General features: G+C 69.9%; 14 protein-coding genes. 6 read left to right on the top strand and 8 right to left on the bottom strand.

The window, feature by feature from the left end; genetic code table 11:
* Positions 1-64: 64 nt before the first annotated feature.
* Genes MKL01_RS23975 through MKL01_RS23950 form a run of 6 tightly spaced genes read right to left on the bottom strand, consistent with a single transcriptional unit; the run spans position 65 to position 5,621 of the window.
* Positions 65-1,186, bottom strand: coding sequence for a branched-chain amino acid ABC transporter substrate-binding protein (locus tag MKL01_RS23975; protein ID WP_243907677.1), 1,122 nt, complete (start codon positions 1,184-1,186; stop codon positions 65-67).
* Positions 1,187-1,236: 50 nt separating this feature from the next.
* Positions 1,237-1,605 (bottom strand): DUF6867 family protein, encoded by a 369-nt coding sequence (locus MKL01_RS23970; RefSeq protein ID WP_243907747.1) that lies wholly within the window; start codon positions 1,603-1,605, stop codon positions 1,237-1,239.
* A gap of 5 nt (positions 1,606-1,610) precedes the next feature.
* Positions 1,611-2,408, bottom strand: coding sequence for an ABC transporter ATP-binding protein (locus MKL01_RS23965; RefSeq protein ID WP_243907676.1), 798 nt, complete (start codon positions 2,406-2,408; stop codon positions 1,611-1,613).
* Positions 2,405-3,310: an ABC transporter ATP-binding protein gene (locus MKL01_RS23960; RefSeq protein WP_243907675.1), complete on the bottom strand. Its 906-nt coding sequence runs from the start codon at positions 3,308-3,310 to the stop codon at positions 2,405-2,407. The genes MKL01_RS23965 and MKL01_RS23960 overlap by 4 nt, the downstream gene beginning before the upstream one ends.
* Entirely contained in the window at positions 3,310-4,704 is a 1,395-nt protein-coding gene (livM, locus tag MKL01_RS23955) for a high-affinity branched-chain amino acid ABC transporter permease LivM (RefSeq protein ID WP_243907674.1), read from the bottom strand. The genes MKL01_RS23960 and livM overlap by 1 nt, the downstream gene beginning before the upstream one ends.
* On the bottom strand, positions 4,704-5,621 hold the full coding sequence (locus MKL01_RS23950) for a branched-chain amino acid ABC transporter permease (protein ID WP_243907673.1): 918 nt from the start codon (positions 5,619-5,621) through the stop codon (positions 4,704-4,706). The genes livM and MKL01_RS23950 overlap by 1 nt, the downstream gene beginning before the upstream one ends.
* A gap of 244 nt (positions 5,622-5,865) precedes the next feature.
* Here MKL01_RS23950 and MKL01_RS23945 point away from each other — a divergent pair, with 244 nt between their 5' ends.
* The 5 genes from MKL01_RS23945 (at position 5,866) to MKL01_RS23925 (ending at position 10,882) form a co-directional block, all read left to right on the top strand.
* Positions 5,866-7,146: a dicarboxylate/amino acid:cation symporter gene (locus MKL01_RS23945; protein WP_243907672.1), complete on the top strand. Its 1,281-nt coding sequence runs from the start codon at positions 5,866-5,868 to the stop codon at positions 7,144-7,146.
* A 243-nt stretch (positions 7,147-7,389) separates the two neighbouring features.
* Complete coding sequence (locus MKL01_RS23940; RefSeq protein ID WP_243907671.1) at positions 7,390-8,295, top strand: amino acid ABC transporter substrate-binding protein; 906 nt, start codon at positions 7,390-7,392, stop codon at positions 8,293-8,295.
* 159 nt (positions 8,296-8,454) lie between these two features.
* The gene (locus MKL01_RS23935; RefSeq protein ID WP_243907670.1) at positions 8,455-9,126 is read left to right on the top strand and encodes a DUF1007 family protein; all 672 of its coding nucleotides are present in this window, start codon (positions 8,455-8,457) and stop codon (positions 9,124-9,126) included.
* Positions 9,117-10,106, top strand: coding sequence for a nickel/cobalt transporter (locus MKL01_RS23930; protein ID WP_409566324.1), 990 nt, complete (start codon positions 9,117-9,119; stop codon positions 10,104-10,106). The genes MKL01_RS23935 and MKL01_RS23930 overlap by 10 nt, the downstream gene beginning before the upstream one ends.
* A gap of 59 nt (positions 10,107-10,165) precedes the next feature.
* Positions 10,166-10,882: a hypothetical protein gene (locus tag MKL01_RS23925; protein WP_243907668.1), complete on the top strand. Its 717-nt coding sequence runs from the start codon at positions 10,166-10,168 to the stop codon at positions 10,880-10,882.
* Here the strand turns inward: MKL01_RS23925 and MKL01_RS23920 are convergent, their stop codons facing one another.
* Together MKL01_RS23920 and MKL01_RS23915 are read right to left on the bottom strand one after the other, a co-directional pair.
* Entirely contained in the window at positions 10,883-11,470 is a 588-nt protein-coding gene (locus MKL01_RS23920; protein WP_243907667.1) for a histidine phosphatase family protein, read from the bottom strand.
* A 53-nt stretch (positions 11,471-11,523) separates the two neighbouring features.
* Complete coding sequence (locus MKL01_RS23915) at positions 11,524-11,919, bottom strand: VOC family protein (protein WP_243907666.1); 396 nt, start codon at positions 11,917-11,919, stop codon at positions 11,524-11,526.
* A gap of 423 nt (positions 11,920-12,342) precedes the next feature.
* Between MKL01_RS23915 and MKL01_RS23910 the strand changes: the two genes are divergently transcribed.
* A partial coding sequence (locus MKL01_RS23910; RefSeq protein WP_243907665.1) for a methyl-accepting chemotaxis protein occupies positions 12,343-13,613 on the top strand: 1,271 nt, incomplete at its 3' end.

The following is a 13,613-nucleotide window of genomic DNA, read 5'->3' as shown; positions in this document are numbered from 1 at the left end:
GCGGCGCCGCCCCGCACGATCGTGCGGCGCGGCGCCGGGCCGAAGCCTGCGGAACCGTTGCGGCCTACTTGGTCAGCTCATTGCCGCTGTAGTCGATCTTGCCGTCGGCGCCCTTCTTCCACTCGTACATGACGTAGTCGGGCCGGGTGATGTCGCCCTTCTTGTCGTACGCGATCGGGCCGACCACGGTGTCCACCGCCTTGCCCTGGTGCAGCCAGTCGGCGAGCTTCTTGCCGTCGCTGGAGCCGGTCTCGGCCATCGCCTTGGCGAGCACCTGCACGGCCGCGTACGAGTAGAGCGTGTAGCCCTCGGGATCGATGTTCTTGGCCTTGAAGGCGGCGAGCGCACCCTTGGCGTTGGGGTTCTTGCGGGCGTCCGGCGGGAAGGTCGTCAGCGTGCCCTCGGCGGCGGGACCCGCGATCGACACGAGTTCGCGGTCGACCATGCCGTCGCCGCCCATCATCGGCGCCTTGAGGCCCTGGTCGCGCATCTGACGCAGGATCAGCCCGGCCTCGGTGTAGTAGCCGCCGAAATAGACCACGTCGACGTTGGCCGACTTCAGCTTGGAGACCAGCGCCGAGTAGTCCTTCTCGCCCGGGTTGATGCCCTCGAACATCACCGGCTTGATCCCCTTGGCCTTGAGCACCATCAGGGTCTCGTCGGCCAGGCCCTTGCCGTAGGGGGTCTTGTCGTGGACGAAGGCGATCTTCTTGTCCTTGAAGTGCGCGGCCAGGTAGTTGCCCGCCACCGCGCCCTGCTGGTCGTCGCGGCCGCAGGTGCGGAAGGTGTTCCACATGCCGCGCTCGGTGAACTTCACGTTCGTGGAGGCCGGGGTGACCTGGATGATGCCGGCGTCGAGGTAGACGTCGGAGGCCGGGATCGAAACGCCGGAATTGTAGTCGCCGACGACCATCTTGACGCCGTCGCTGGCGAACTTGTTGGCCACCGACACGCCCTGCTTCGGATCGGAGGCGTCGTCGCCCACCGTGACGGAGAGCGTCGTGCCCTTCAGGGTGCCGGCCTTGTTGAGGTCCTCCACCGCCTGGCTGGCGCCGTTCTTGAGCTGTGCGCCGATGGCGGCGCTGTTGCCGGTGATCGGCGCGGCGATGCCGAGCTTGACCTCGGCGGCCTGCGCGGCCGCCACCATCGCGCCGAGCGCGAGCCCAGCCAGCAGAATCGATCTCATCGCGTACATCCCCTTGGTTGTCAGGACCGCACGTGCGGATCCGGCCGCACTCATACGACCTCGCCCGCTCCGGGCGCCCGTTCGCGCCACGTCAGCGGAGAGGTCTTCTCGTAGAGCCAGCGGTACTGGCTCGTCATCTGGCGCGTCCGCGTGTAGCGGAAGCCCGCCGCGCCGATGATCATGACCACGACGGCGTCGACCGCATAGTAGTGCAGCGACAGCAGCGTCCCCGAGAACAGGGCGTAGTGGATGAAGCGCACGGCGGCGGCCACGAGGAGCAGCGCCAGGGCGCATTGCCAGAACGGCCGCCAGCCCCGGGCGATGCCGCGGGCCGCCATCCAGCCGGCCCAGCCGCCCATCACCACGGTGACGAGCAGGAACAGCCAGGCCGAATCCTCCTCGTACAGCAGCCCCTGCAGCATGCTCATGCTCCGACCGGGCCGGCATGGCCCCCTTCCAGATAGGCGGCCTTGACGTTGGGGTCGTCGAGGAGCGCGCGGCCGGTGCCGCTCATGGTGACCCGGCCGTTGACCAGCACGTAGCCGCGATGGGCGAGCTTGAGGGCGTGGTAGGCGTTCTGCTCGACCAGGAAGATCGTCATCCCGTCGGTCCGGTTCAGCTCGCGGATCGCGTCGAAGATGCCCTTCACCACCAGCGGCGCGAGGCCGAGCGACGGCTCGTCCAGCAGAAGCAGGCGCGGGCGGCTCATCAGCGCCCGGGCGATGGCCAGCATCTGCTGCTCGCCCCCCGACATGGTGCCGGCCCGCTGGTTCAGGCGCTCCTTCACCCGCGGGAACAGGGCGCAGACCTTCTCCAGATCCTCCGCGAAGAAGCGCCCGTCGTGGAGCGCGGCGCCCATCTGGAGGTTCTCGTAGACGCTCATGCGCGGGAAGACCCGGCGGCCCTCCGGCGACTGGGCGATGCCGAGCCGGGCGATGGCGTGGGTCGGCAGCCGGGTGATGTCGCGCCCGTCATACGTGATGGTCCCCGAGCGCGCCTGGGGACTGCCGAAGATCGTCATCATCAGGGTCGACTTGCCGGCGCCGTTGGCACCGATCAGCGTGACGATCTCCCCATCGGCCACGTCGAGATCGACCCCGCGCAGGGCGGCGACGCTGCCGTAATAGGTCGAGACGTCGCGCACCGCGAGGAGCGGCGGCTTGCCGCCCGCCTGGATCGCCCGGGTCTCCTCCACCAGGACGTTGATGCCGGCGACGCTCATGCCGGGGCTCCCGTATGCGCGTGCGGCACGACGATGCCGACCTCGGCCTCCACCGCCTCCACCTCCTCGTCCTCGACGCCGAGATAGGCGGCGATCACCTTCGGGTCGGCGCGCACCTCCGCCGGCGTGCCGTCGGCGATCTTGACGCCGTAATCCAGCACGACCACGTGGTCGGAGATCTCCATCACCACCGACATGTCGTGCTCGATCAGCAGTACCGAGGTGTCGTGCGCGTCGCGGATGTGGCGCAGGAGGCCGTTGAGCTCGGCCGACTCGCGCGGGTTCAGGCCGGCGGCCGGCTCGTCGAGGCAGAGCAGCACCGGGTCGGTGCACATCGCCCGGGCGATCTCCAGGCGCCGCTGCGCGCCGTAGGGCAGGGCGCCCGCCGGGTCGTCGGCGCGGGCCATCAGGTCGATGCGCGTGAGCCACGCCTTGGCGCGCTCGATCGCGGCGGCCTGCGCGTCCCGGTAGGTCTTGAGGCCGAGGAGCCCCAGGATCGTGTAGCCCGAGGCGCGCATCAGCGGCGCGTGCTGGGCGACCAGCAGGTTCTCCAGCACCGTCATGCCCTGGAACAGGCGGATGTTCTGGAAGGTGCGGGCCACCCGGGCGGTCCGGTTGACCCTGTGGTTCGGCAGCCGCTCCAGCAGGTGCGCCGCGCCGTCGGCATGGGTGAGCCTGAGCATGCCCTCGGTCGGCTTGTAGAAGCCGGTGATGCAGTTGAACACCGTGGTCTTGCCGGCCCCGTTCGGCCCGATCAGCGCGGTGATGTCGCCGCGCCGGGCCTCGAAGGACAGGTCGCCGACGGCGGTGAGGCCGCCGAACCGCATGGTCAGGTGCTCGACGGCGAGCACCGGCGGGGCGACGGAAGGTGCCGCCGCCCGGATCTCGGGATGCGCCGTCATCAACCGTGCCCCTCGCTCACATGCGCGCCCGAGACGGCCCGGCGCTCGCCGAGCGACACCGACGGCAGGCGCACCGAGATCAGCCCGCGCGGACGCCAGACCATCATGGCCACCATGGCCAGCCCGAACAGGAGCAGGCGGTACTCGCTGGGATCGAAACCCTCGCCGAACACGGCCTTGAGGAAGCCGAGGTTGCGCAGCATCTCCGGGCCGCCGACCATCGCCACCGCGGCGATCGCGACGCCGACCTGGCTGCCCATGCCGCCGAGCACCACGATCGCCAGGATGATGGCGCTCTCCAGGAAGTTGAAGCTCTCGGGGCTGATGAAACCCTGGCGGACCGCGAAGAACGAGCCGGCGACGCCCCCGAAGGCCGCCCCCAGCGCGAACGCCGTGAGCTTCGTGGCGGTGGTGTCGATCCCGAGGGACCGGCAGGCGATCTCGTCCTCGCGCAGCGCCTCCCAGGCCCGCCCGATCGGCAGGCGGCGCAGGCGCAGGGTGACGAAGTTGGTGATGAGCGCGAGCGACAGGATCAGGTAGTACAGGAAGACCAGCCGGTGCATCGAGTCGTACGGGATGCCGAACCGGGCCGCGAACCCGTCCTCGCCCGCGGTGAACGGGATCCCGAAGAAGGTCGCCCGGGGGATCGACGAGATGCCGGCGCCGCCGCCCGTGACGTCGCCCCAGTTGATCAGCACGAGGCGGATGATCTCGCCGAAGGCCAGGGTGACGATGGCGAGGTAGTCGCCGCGCAGGCGCAGCACGGGGAAGCCGAGGATCATGCCCCACAGGCCGGCGAACAGGCCCGCCAGCGGCAGGCAGATCCAGAACGACAGGCCGAAGGTGGTCGACAGCAGCGCGTAGGAATAGGCCCCGACCGCGTAGAAGGCGACGTAGCCGAGGTCGAGCAGGCCCGCGAGGCCGACCACGATGTTCAGGCCCCAGCCGAGCATCACGTAGGTGAGGATCAGGATGCCGAGGTCGATCCAGTAGCGCGCCGAGGACAGGCCGCCGGTGGCGAGCGCCGCGATCATCGGCAGGGTCAGGGCGATGCCGATGAACAGCCGGAGGCCGAGTTTCGAGGTCTTCTGCCCGGCATCGGGCTCGCCGTGGACCGCCTCGGTGGCCTGGGTCGGGGCGGGGGTCAGGGCCCGCCGGGCGTCCCGGCGCAGGAGCACGAGCCGCTGGACGAGGCGGACCGCGAAGATCGCCGCGCACAGGGCCGCCACGAGCCCCCAGCGCGGAACCAGCACGAGGTCGGTCCCGGGCCCCGGATCCGTGCGGTAGGCGATGATCGGCACGCAGAGGCCGAAGGCGACCAGGGCGTAGAGGGCGGCGTCGCGCAGGATGCCGGCCATCGCCGAGCCGGGGAGCGCAGTCTGGGAACGGGCCATCAGACCTTCTCGACCTCCGGCCGGCCCAGGATGCCCGAGGGCATGAAGATCAGCACGATCGCCAGGATCGAGAAGGCGGCGACGTCCTTGTACTCGATGGAGAAGTAGGCCGACCAGAAGGTCTCGATCAGCCCGATGATCAGGCCCCCGAGGACCGCGCCCGGCAGGGAGCCGATGCCGCCCAGAACCGCCGCCGTGAAGGCCTTCACGCCGGGGACGAACCCGTCCGAGAAGGACACGACGCCGTAGTACATGAGGTACAGCACCCCCGCGACCGCCGCCAGGGCGGCGCCGAGCACGAAGGTCAGCGAAATCGTGCGGTCGACGTCGATGCCCAGCAGCGCCGCCATCTTGCGATCCTGCTCGCAGGCGCGCTGGGCCCGGCCGAAGGGCGTCCGCTGCACCAGGTACCAGAAGCCCGTGAGCAGGACGGCGGTGACCGCCATGATCAGCACCTGCTTCCAGGCCAGGAACACCGCGTAACCGTCGCGCTCGAACAGCGTGATGCCGCCGGACAGCATGGGCGGTGTCGGCTTGTTGCGCGCGCCCTGCACCACCTGGACGAAGTTCGACAGGAAGATCGACACGCCGATCGCCGAGATCAGCGGCGCCAGCCGGAACGAGCCGCGCAGGGGCCGGTAGGCGACGCGCTCGATCGCCCAGCCCCACAGGGCGGTCAGCGCCATGGCAACCACCAGCACCACCAGGAAGGCCAGCGCTATGGAGCTGACGCCGAGCCAAGCCGTCAAGATCAGGAACGTGATCAGTGCAATGAAGCACGAGACCATGAACACGTCACCGTGGGCGAAGTTCACCATGCCGATGATTCCGAACACCATCGTGTAACCGATAGCGATCAGGCCGTAGATCGAGCCGAGAGTCAGCCCGTTGATCAGTTGCTGTACGAAGACGTCCATGTACGCTCGCGTGGGAAGGTTTGTCGTGCGGCCTACGCAGACCGCAGGCAGCGCGGCGGCGCAAGTCTCGTACCGCAACCGTAGCAGGCCGGCCACAGGTTTCATCGCCGCGCGAACGTCGCGTCAAAACAGTCGTCCTTTCCAGTAACGACCCGCCTCCGGGCTTGCGCATGGCGTAGTTCGTGCTTCACGTTGCCGAACTTCAGTGCTCGGTCACTCCGAGGGCAAGCGGGGAGCAGTAGCGATGACGGGTTCGCGACTCACGACGATGATTTTCGTCGGCATGCTCCTCGGGATCGCGGTGGGCTACGCCTGCAGCATCACCTGGCCCGATCCGCAGACCGCCAAGGAGATCGCCGGCTACATCGCGTTGGTCTCTGACATCTTCCTGCGCCTGATCAAGATGATCATCGCGCCGCTGGTATTCTCGACGCTGGTGGTCGGCATCGCGCATCTCGGCGACACCGCCTCGGTCGGGCGCGTCGGCGGCAAGGCGCTGCTCTGGTTCGTCGGCGCCTCGTTCTGCTCGCTGATGCTGGGCCTGATCCTGGTCAATCTGATGCAGCCGGGCCACAACCTGAACCTGCCGCTGCCCGATGTCGGCGCCGGGACCGGCCTCAAGGCGGCGTCGCTGTCGCTGAAGGAGTTCGTCACGCACCTCGTGCCCAAGAGCGCCGTCGAGGCGATGGCCAACAACGAGATCCTGCAGATCGTGGTCTTCTCGATCTTCTTCGGCGTGGCGCTCGCGGCGCTCGGCGAGAAGGGCCACTTCCTCGCGCAGGGGATCGAGGGCCTGGCCGACGTCATGCTCAAGGTGACGGGCTACGTGATGATGTTCGCCCCCGTGGCGGTGTTCGCCGCCATCGCGGCGACGATCACCACGCAGGGCATCGGCGTGCTGGTCACCTACGGCAAGTTCCTGATCGAGTTCTACATCGGCCTGGCCGTGCTCTGGTCGCTGCTGATGGGCGTCGGCTTCCTGATGCTCGGGGGCAACGGCATCATGCGGCTGTTCAACCTGATCAAGGAACCGTTCGTGCTGGCCTTCTCGACCGCGTCGAGCGAGGCGGCCTACCCGAAGATGCTGACCAACCTGGAGCAGTTCGGCGTGCCGAACCGCATCACCTCGTTCGTGCTGCCGATGGGCTACTCGTTCAACCTCGACGGCTCGATGATGTACTGCACCTTCGCGGTGATGTTCATCGCGCAGGCCTACAACATCCCGCTCACCTGGGGGCAGCAGCTCACGATGCTGTTCCTGCTGATGGTGACCTCGAAGGGCATGGCCGGCGTGCCGCGGGCCTCGCTGGTGGTGATCTCGGCGACCCTGACGCAGTTCAACATCCCGGAGGCCGGGCTACTGCTGATCATCGGCATCGACCAGTTCCTCGACATGGGCCGCTCGGCCACCAACGTGCTGGGCAACAGCGTCGCCACGGTCGCGGTCGCCAAGTGGGAGGGCCAGCTCACCGCCTCCGACCAGCGCCTCGACCATGTCGGCACCGTACCCTCGCCGGCGGAGTAGTGACACGGCGGGTTCAGCCGCGGAGCCGGTTCTGCGACACCTGCATCCCCGGGACGATCGAGGCGAGGGACGGTCGTCCAGCCCGCCCCCGCATCCTGCGGTGACCGCGCGAGCGGGGCTCGGAGGCGGGTTCCAGGGACCGCGGTGGCCCCCGCCGCGCTGCGGCACCTCCGGACGAGGGGCATGGCTGGGAGCGCCGGGCGTCGGGCGCTCCCCGATACGGTTCGGCACGGAGGGCAGGTTATGGCGATGCGGCTCGTAGCAGCTCTGGTCGTGGCGCTGGCGGCCTCGCCCGCCGCCGCCGTCGAGGTGCTCACCGGAACGCTCAAGAGCGTCGCCGAGCGCGGCGAGATCGTTCTGGGCTACCGGGAGAGTTCGGTGCCGTTCTCCTTCGTGGAGGGCAAGCACCCGGACGGCAGCCCCCGGGCGATCGGCTACGCGATCGACCTCTGCGGCGAGGTCGCCGACGATATCCAGGAGGCGATCGGCCGGCCGGTGAAGATCCGCTACGCGCCGGTCACCGCGGAGACCCGCATCCAAGCCGTGACGTCGGGCAAGATCGACCTCGAATGCGGTTCGACCACCGCCAACGCCGAGCGGCGCAAGCAGGTCGCGTTCTCGCCGGTGGACTACATCAGCGCCACGCAGCTGCTCGTGAAGCGCGGCTCGGCAATCGGGTCCTACCGGGACCTCGGCGGCAAGACCGTGGTGGTCACCGCCGGGACCACGAACGAGAAGGCCGTGCGCGACCTCCTCGGCCGGCTCAAGATCGACGCGCAGGTGGTGACGGCCCCCGATCACGCCGCCTCGTACGCGATGGTGAAGGCCGGCAAGGCGGATGCCTTCGCCACCGACGACGTGCTGCTCTACGGCCTGATCGCCACCGACGCGCAGGACGGGGCGAACTACGCCGTGCTGCCCGACAAGCTCTCCTACGAGCCCTACGGCATCATGTTCCGCAAGGACGATCCGGAACTCGCCGGCATCGTCGCCCAGACCTTCACCCGGCTCGCCGAATCCCGGGCGCTGCGCTGGACCTACGAGCGCTGGTTCCTCAAGCGCCTGCCCAACGGCGAACGCCTCGACATCCCGATGTCGAACGACCTGCGGGTGAGCTTCCAGCTGATGGGCCTCGACGTCGGGGAGTAGGCGGCGGCCTCCCGGGCTGACGGGTTGCAAGGCACGGCCCTGTGGCGGGCGCCGCCAACCCGAAGCCGAAGCTTGCCCCGGCGCCTCGCTTTCGCCCAACCGGCGCGAGAGGAGAGGCGGGCCTGACCGCTTCCCTCCGTCGTGAGCGTGCCCCGCCCCATGCCGATCGCCGCGCACCGCCCGACCCTGCGAGCCCTCCTCGCCGCCGGACTCGCCTGCGCCGCCTCGGCGGCCGCGGCCCACCCCCACGTCTGGATCACCGCCAGGGCGCAGCTCGTCTATCAGGACGGCAAGCTGGTCGGCGTGCGCGACAGCTGGCGCTTCGATCCCGAATACACCGCCTTCGTCACCCAGGGCCTCGACGCCAACAAGGACGGCGTCCTGAGCCCCGACGAACTCGCCGGGCTCGCGGCCGAGAACACCGCCAACCTCGCGGAGTTCGGCTACTTCACCAAGCTGAAGGTCGGCGGCCGGGATCAGGCCTTCGCCGACCCGAAGGAGCCGGCGATGCGCATGGACGGCAAGGCCCTTGAGCTGAGCTTCCTGCTGCCCCTCAAGGCGCCAGTCCAGCAGGGCCGGGGGGTCGCCGCCCTGGAGGTCTACGACCCGACCTACTTCGTCAGCTTCGCCTTCGCCGAGGGCGCCGAGGCCGTCACCCTGGCGGACGCGCCGCAGGGCTGCGCCGCCACCGTCACCCGCCCGAAGGCCGAGCAGCCCAAGACCGCGGAGGCGGGCTCCCCGGGCATGACCGAAGCGTTCTTCGAGGCGCTCACCGCCGCCTCGTCCTACGGGGTGCAGTTCGCCAGCCGGGTCCTGGTCGCGTGTCCGTAGGCGTCGGGTTCGCAGCGTCGTCCGGGTCGGGACGGCTGGGGCTCAGGCTCGGCCTCATGGCCCTCGCCATCGCGCTGGCCGCGCTGCTCGCGGCCGGGATCGCGTGGCTCGCCGCGCCGGGCCTCGCGGCGCCGCCGCGCTCGCCGTTCGGGATCGGGTTCCGCGAGGCCGCCCCGGCGGCGACCGGGCTCGGCGGGCTCATCCTGGCGCTGCAGGCGAGTTTTTCCCGCAGCCTCAACGCCGCGGTGATCGCGCTCCGGGGCGGCGGCGGCTGGGGGCCGCTGATCGGGCTCGCCTTCGCGTACGGGGTGTTCCACGCCGCCGGGCCGGGCCACGGCAAGGCGGTGATCGCCGGCTACATCGTGGCGGGCGAGCGGGCGCTCCGGCGGGGCTGCGCCCTGAGCGTCTGCGCCGCCCTGCTCCAGGCCCTCGTGGCCGGGGCGATCGTCGGCGTCGGCAGCCTGATCCTCAACGCCACGGCGGCGAGCCTGACCCGGGCCGGGACCCTGATCGAGACCGCGAGCTTCGCCCTGGTGGCCCTGGTCGGGCTGGTCCTGACGTGGCGCAAGGCCGGGCGCCTCGCCGGTCTCGGCGCCGCCTGCGGCCCCGGATGCAGCCACCTGCCCGGGCCTCAGGCGCTCGAGAGCCTGGATTCCTGGCGCGCCCGGGCCGGCGTGGTGCTGGCGGCGGGGGCGCGCCCCTGCGCGGGGGCCGTGCTGGTCCTGATCTTCGCGGTGTCGCAGGGTGTGCCGGCGGCGGGGGCGCTGGCGGTGCTGGCGATGGCGCTGGGGACGGCGCTGACCACCTCGGCGCTCGCCTGCCTGGCGGTCTTCGCCAAGCGCGCGGCTTTACGCCTCGCGGGCGGCCGGGGCCAAGCCGGCCTGCTGGCCCTCGGCGGCCTCGAACTGACGGCGGCCGCCTTCGTGCTGGTGCTCGGGGTCGCGATGCTCGCCGGCCTCGCCCCGGGCGTCGCCGGCTGAAGGGTCTCGCCTTCGGGCGCGGCGCGTGCCACGCTGCGTCCCGACACGGGAGAGCGCCGATGCACGCCGACTTCCAGGCCATCCTGAACTGGCGCCTCCTGGCCGGATCGCACCCGTTCCCCGGTCCCGACGGCGGGACCTGTATCAACGAGGCCGCGCTCGTGGCCGCGGGCCTGCCCTATCGGGCGATCCGCTCCAGCGCGGACTGCCCGCCCTGCTTCTCGCGGCCGATCGCGGCCTACGCCCTCGGGCTCAACGACGCCATGCCGGACGCCGCACGACCGCAGCTGATGGCGTTCGTGCTGCGGCTCTCGGGCAGCGCCGACACGCCGGAGATCGAGGCCGCGCGCACCCGCCGCCTGGCCCTGGAGAGCGTCCGCCGGATCCTCGCCCCCCTCTGCACCCTGGCGGGCATGGCCGGGAGTGCCGAGGCCTGCGCCGGATCCCCGGATCTCGCCGCGGCGCTGGCGGCGGCGCGGGCGGCCGCCTGGGCGGGCGGGGCACGCTCCCAGGCCGCCGCCCGGGCGCGGCGGTGGCGCGAAGGCGCGGTCACGGCGGCGGTCGCCCGGGCGGCGACGGCCGTCTGTCAGGCCGGGGACGATGCCCGCTGTGCCGCCGAGGTGGCCGAGGGCGCCGCCCCGTTCCTGCCCGGCACGTGGGAGCAGGCCTGCGCGATCCTCGCGTCGGCCCTCGCGATCGGCCGGCAGGCCCCCGAGATCCCCCTCACCGGCGCCCGTCGGCGCCTCGACGCGGCGCGCGCCACGGCGGCGGCCTGATCAGGCCGCCACGGGAGCGGCGTCGAGATCCAGCTCGACGAAGCCGCAATTCTCCAGGAACGTGCCGGTGAGGTGGTAGAAGAACGTGCCGTGGCCGACCACCGCGATGGTCCGCTCCGGCCGCGCCCGCAGCCATTCGCGGAAGGCGGCGACGCGGGCGTCGAACAGGGGCCGCGGCTCCACCGGGTAGCCGCCGACCTCGCAACCGGGCTCCGCGTGCCACCAGACCTCGGGCAGGTGCCCGACGTCGAGGTGCGGGAACTCGGCCGCGATCTCCGAGGCGGCGCGACCGACATCGCAGCTGCTCTCCTGGCATTCCCGGTGCAGCACCTCCACCAGCACCCGGGGCCGGCTCGGATGATCGCCGAACAGGATCGCGGTGGTCTCGATCGCCCGGGTCAGCGGCGACACCACCACCAGCTCGAACGGGATCTCCCGCAGCCGCTCCCGCGCCTCCCGGGCCTGCGCCTCGCCGCGCGGTGTCAGCCTGGCATCGAGGAGGCCGGGATCGCCGCGCCCGAGACGGTGGGCGGCGTTGAAGGTGGATTCGCCGTGGCGGATGCAGACGATTCGCGTGGTCTCGCGCATGATGCTCTGATGGGTCGCTCGATGGCCGGACGGCGGGGCGGGGCTCGGGATGGTCAGGCGAAACGCCCGCCGCGCTGGATGACCTCGATCTTGTAGCCGTCCGGGTCGGTGGCGAAGAAGAAGCGCGCCAGCACGTCCTCGCCGTGCTTGAGCGTCTTCACGTCCGTCGCGGTGAAGCCCTCGCGCCGGTGCCGTGCGTGCTCGGCCTCGACGTCGTCGACCACGAAGGCGATGTGGCCATAGCCGTCGCCGAGATCGTAGGGCGTGTCGCGCCCCTTGTTCACCGTCAGCTCCAGCTCGAACGGAGAGGCCGGATCGCGCAGGTAGACCAGGGTGAAATCCGGGAAGTCGAAGCGACCGGAGACCTCGAGCCCGAAGGCGCGGGCATAGTAGTCGCGCGCGCGCTCCTCTTCGAGGACGCGGATCATGGCGTGGACGGGCTTGGGCATGCGTCGGGCATTCCGTGTGTGAGCGGACAGGGTGCGGAGGCCTATGTGGCGCCCCGCCCGGTCCATGGAAAGATCGCGCGTGACGAACGCGGCGCGCGAGGCCCCCGTGGCGCGGCGAACGCCTCCGACCGGCCAAACCTGCAACTTGCAGGCGGAAAACCCCCAATATACGCCTCAGGCAACCATAAAAGGCGTATTCGCGCCATACAAGTCCATAATTACTGATATCGACGCCATAAATCGAATATTCGGAACATTATCTCGCGATTTTAGACGTTATTTAGCCGGTAGTCGACTTCGTATTGTTTTCACAAAAAGCACTTCCATTTTTCGTCGCTTAAGATATGTTTCACATCTGGAAATTAAAATCGAATCACCGCGTGCCGCTCCGGTAGAATCGGCCGTAACGGAGGCAACATCGTCGTGCTGAGACTTTCGAATATCAAAATACTACCCAAGCTTAGCATCGTCATTGCTTTGATTGCTCTGGTCGTCGGCAGCTGCGTCTGGTATGCGCAGTCGCGCATGACCAAGATCGACGACGCGTATAGCCGCTTCATCGTCAGTGAGGCAGCGGCAGTCGCCGAGGTGCGCCAGCTCAACCGCCTGGTCGTCGAACTCAACTACTGGGTGTATCAGATCATCGCGGAGACCGACCAGCGTCAGATGCAGGACGCCAACAGCGGCTTCGAAGCCGTGCTGCCCCAGGTGAAGCAGCTCTTCACCACGCTGCGCGGGCACGCGCCGACGTTCCAAGCCCGGATCGACGAGCAGGAGGCCCGGGTCGAGCGCTATGTCGAAGCCGTCCGGGAAGTCCGCCGCCTCGGGACGTCCAATCAGAACGAGCAGGCGATCGCGCTGGTGCACACCGCGATCGATCCGGGCTTCACCGGCATGATCCAGGACGGCGCCAGGCTCTCCGAGGACATCAAGCACTACATGGAGCAGAATTCCGACCAACTGACCGACCAGACCAATGCCACGCGCCAAAGCCTGATCCTCTTCAGCGCCCTGGGGATGCTCGTCGGCCTGGTCGCGGCGGCGTTCGTGGCGATCATCGGCATCACCCGGCCCCTCGATCGCCTCGTCTCGGTCCTGCAGCGCATGGCGAAGGGCGAGGTCGAGGCCGAGATCGCCGAGGCGGCCCGTCGGGACGAGATCGGCGCCGTCGGCAAGGCCGTGGAGGGGATCAAGGCGATGGTGGCCCGCAAGGCCGCCGAGGAGGCCGAGGTCAAGCGGCGCGCCGAGGAGGCCGAGGCGGCGGCGCGCAAGCGTGCCATGCTGGAGCTGGCGGACGGGTTCGAGCGGGCGGTCGGCGGCATCGTCGGGCTGGTGTCGTCTTCCGCCACGGAGCTGCAGGCCACCGCCCAGACGATGACCGCGAGCGCCACCGAGACCGCCAGCCAGTCCACCACCGTGGCGGCCGCCGCCGAGGAAGCCGCCACCAACGTCCAGACCGTGGCGGCCGCCGCCGAGGAACTGGGCTCGTCGGTCCAGGAGATCGGCCGGCAGGTGCTCGGCTCGGCCAACCTCGCCCAGACGGCGGTGGGCGAGGCGGACCAGACCCAGCACCTCGTGCAGGACCTGAGCCAGGCGGCGACGCGCATCGGCGAGGTGGTCGGGCTGATCTCGACCATCGCCGGACAGACCAACCTGCTGGCGCTCAACGCCACCATCGAGGCGGCCCGGGCCGG

The organism is Methylobacterium sp. J-070, assembly GCF_022829385.1.
Lineage (GTDB): Bacteria > Pseudomonadota > Alphaproteobacteria > Rhizobiales > Beijerinckiaceae > Methylobacterium.
This window is presented reverse-complemented; position numbering and strand designations above follow the sequence as displayed.

Excerpts from the sequence above, each read along its gene's own strand:
- MKL01_RS23945 (WP_243907672.1), top strand. The coding sequence starts at position 5,866 with ATGACGGGTTCGCGACTCACGACGATGATTTTCGTCGGCATGCTCCTC.
- MKL01_RS23915 (WP_243907666.1), bottom strand. The coding sequence starts at position 11,919 with ATGCCCAAGCCCGTCCACGCCATGATCCGCGTCCTCGAAGAGGAGCGC.
- MKL01_RS23965 (WP_243907676.1), bottom strand. The coding sequence starts at position 2,408 with ATGAGCGTCGCCGGCATCAACGTCCTGGTGGAGGAGACCCGGGCGATC.
- MKL01_RS23935 (WP_243907670.1), top strand. The coding sequence starts at position 8,455 with ATGCCGATCGCCGCGCACCGCCCGACCCTGCGAGCCCTCCTCGCCGCC.
- MKL01_RS23975 (WP_243907677.1), bottom strand. The coding sequence starts at position 1,186 with ATGAGATCGATTCTGCTGGCTGGGCTCGCGCTCGGCGCGATGGTGGCG.
- MKL01_RS23925 (WP_243907668.1), top strand. The coding sequence starts at position 10,166 with ATGCACGCCGACTTCCAGGCCATCCTGAACTGGCGCCTCCTGGCCGGA.
- livM (WP_243907674.1), bottom strand. The coding sequence starts at position 4,704 with ATGGCCCGTTCCCAGACTGCGCTCCCCGGCTCGGCGATGGCCGGCATC.
- MKL01_RS23940 (WP_243907671.1), top strand. The coding sequence starts at position 7,390 with ATGGCGATGCGGCTCGTAGCAGCTCTGGTCGTGGCGCTGGCGGCCTCG.
- MKL01_RS23950 (WP_243907673.1), bottom strand. The coding sequence starts at position 5,621 with ATGGACGTCTTCGTACAGCAACTGATCAACGGGCTGACTCTCGGCTCG.
- MKL01_RS23960 (WP_243907675.1), bottom strand. The coding sequence starts at position 3,310 with ATGACGGCGCATCCCGAGATCCGGGCGGCGGCACCTTCCGTCGCCCCG.
- MKL01_RS23920 (WP_243907667.1), bottom strand. The coding sequence starts at position 11,470 with ATGCGCGAGACCACGCGAATCGTCTGCATCCGCCACGGCGAATCCACC.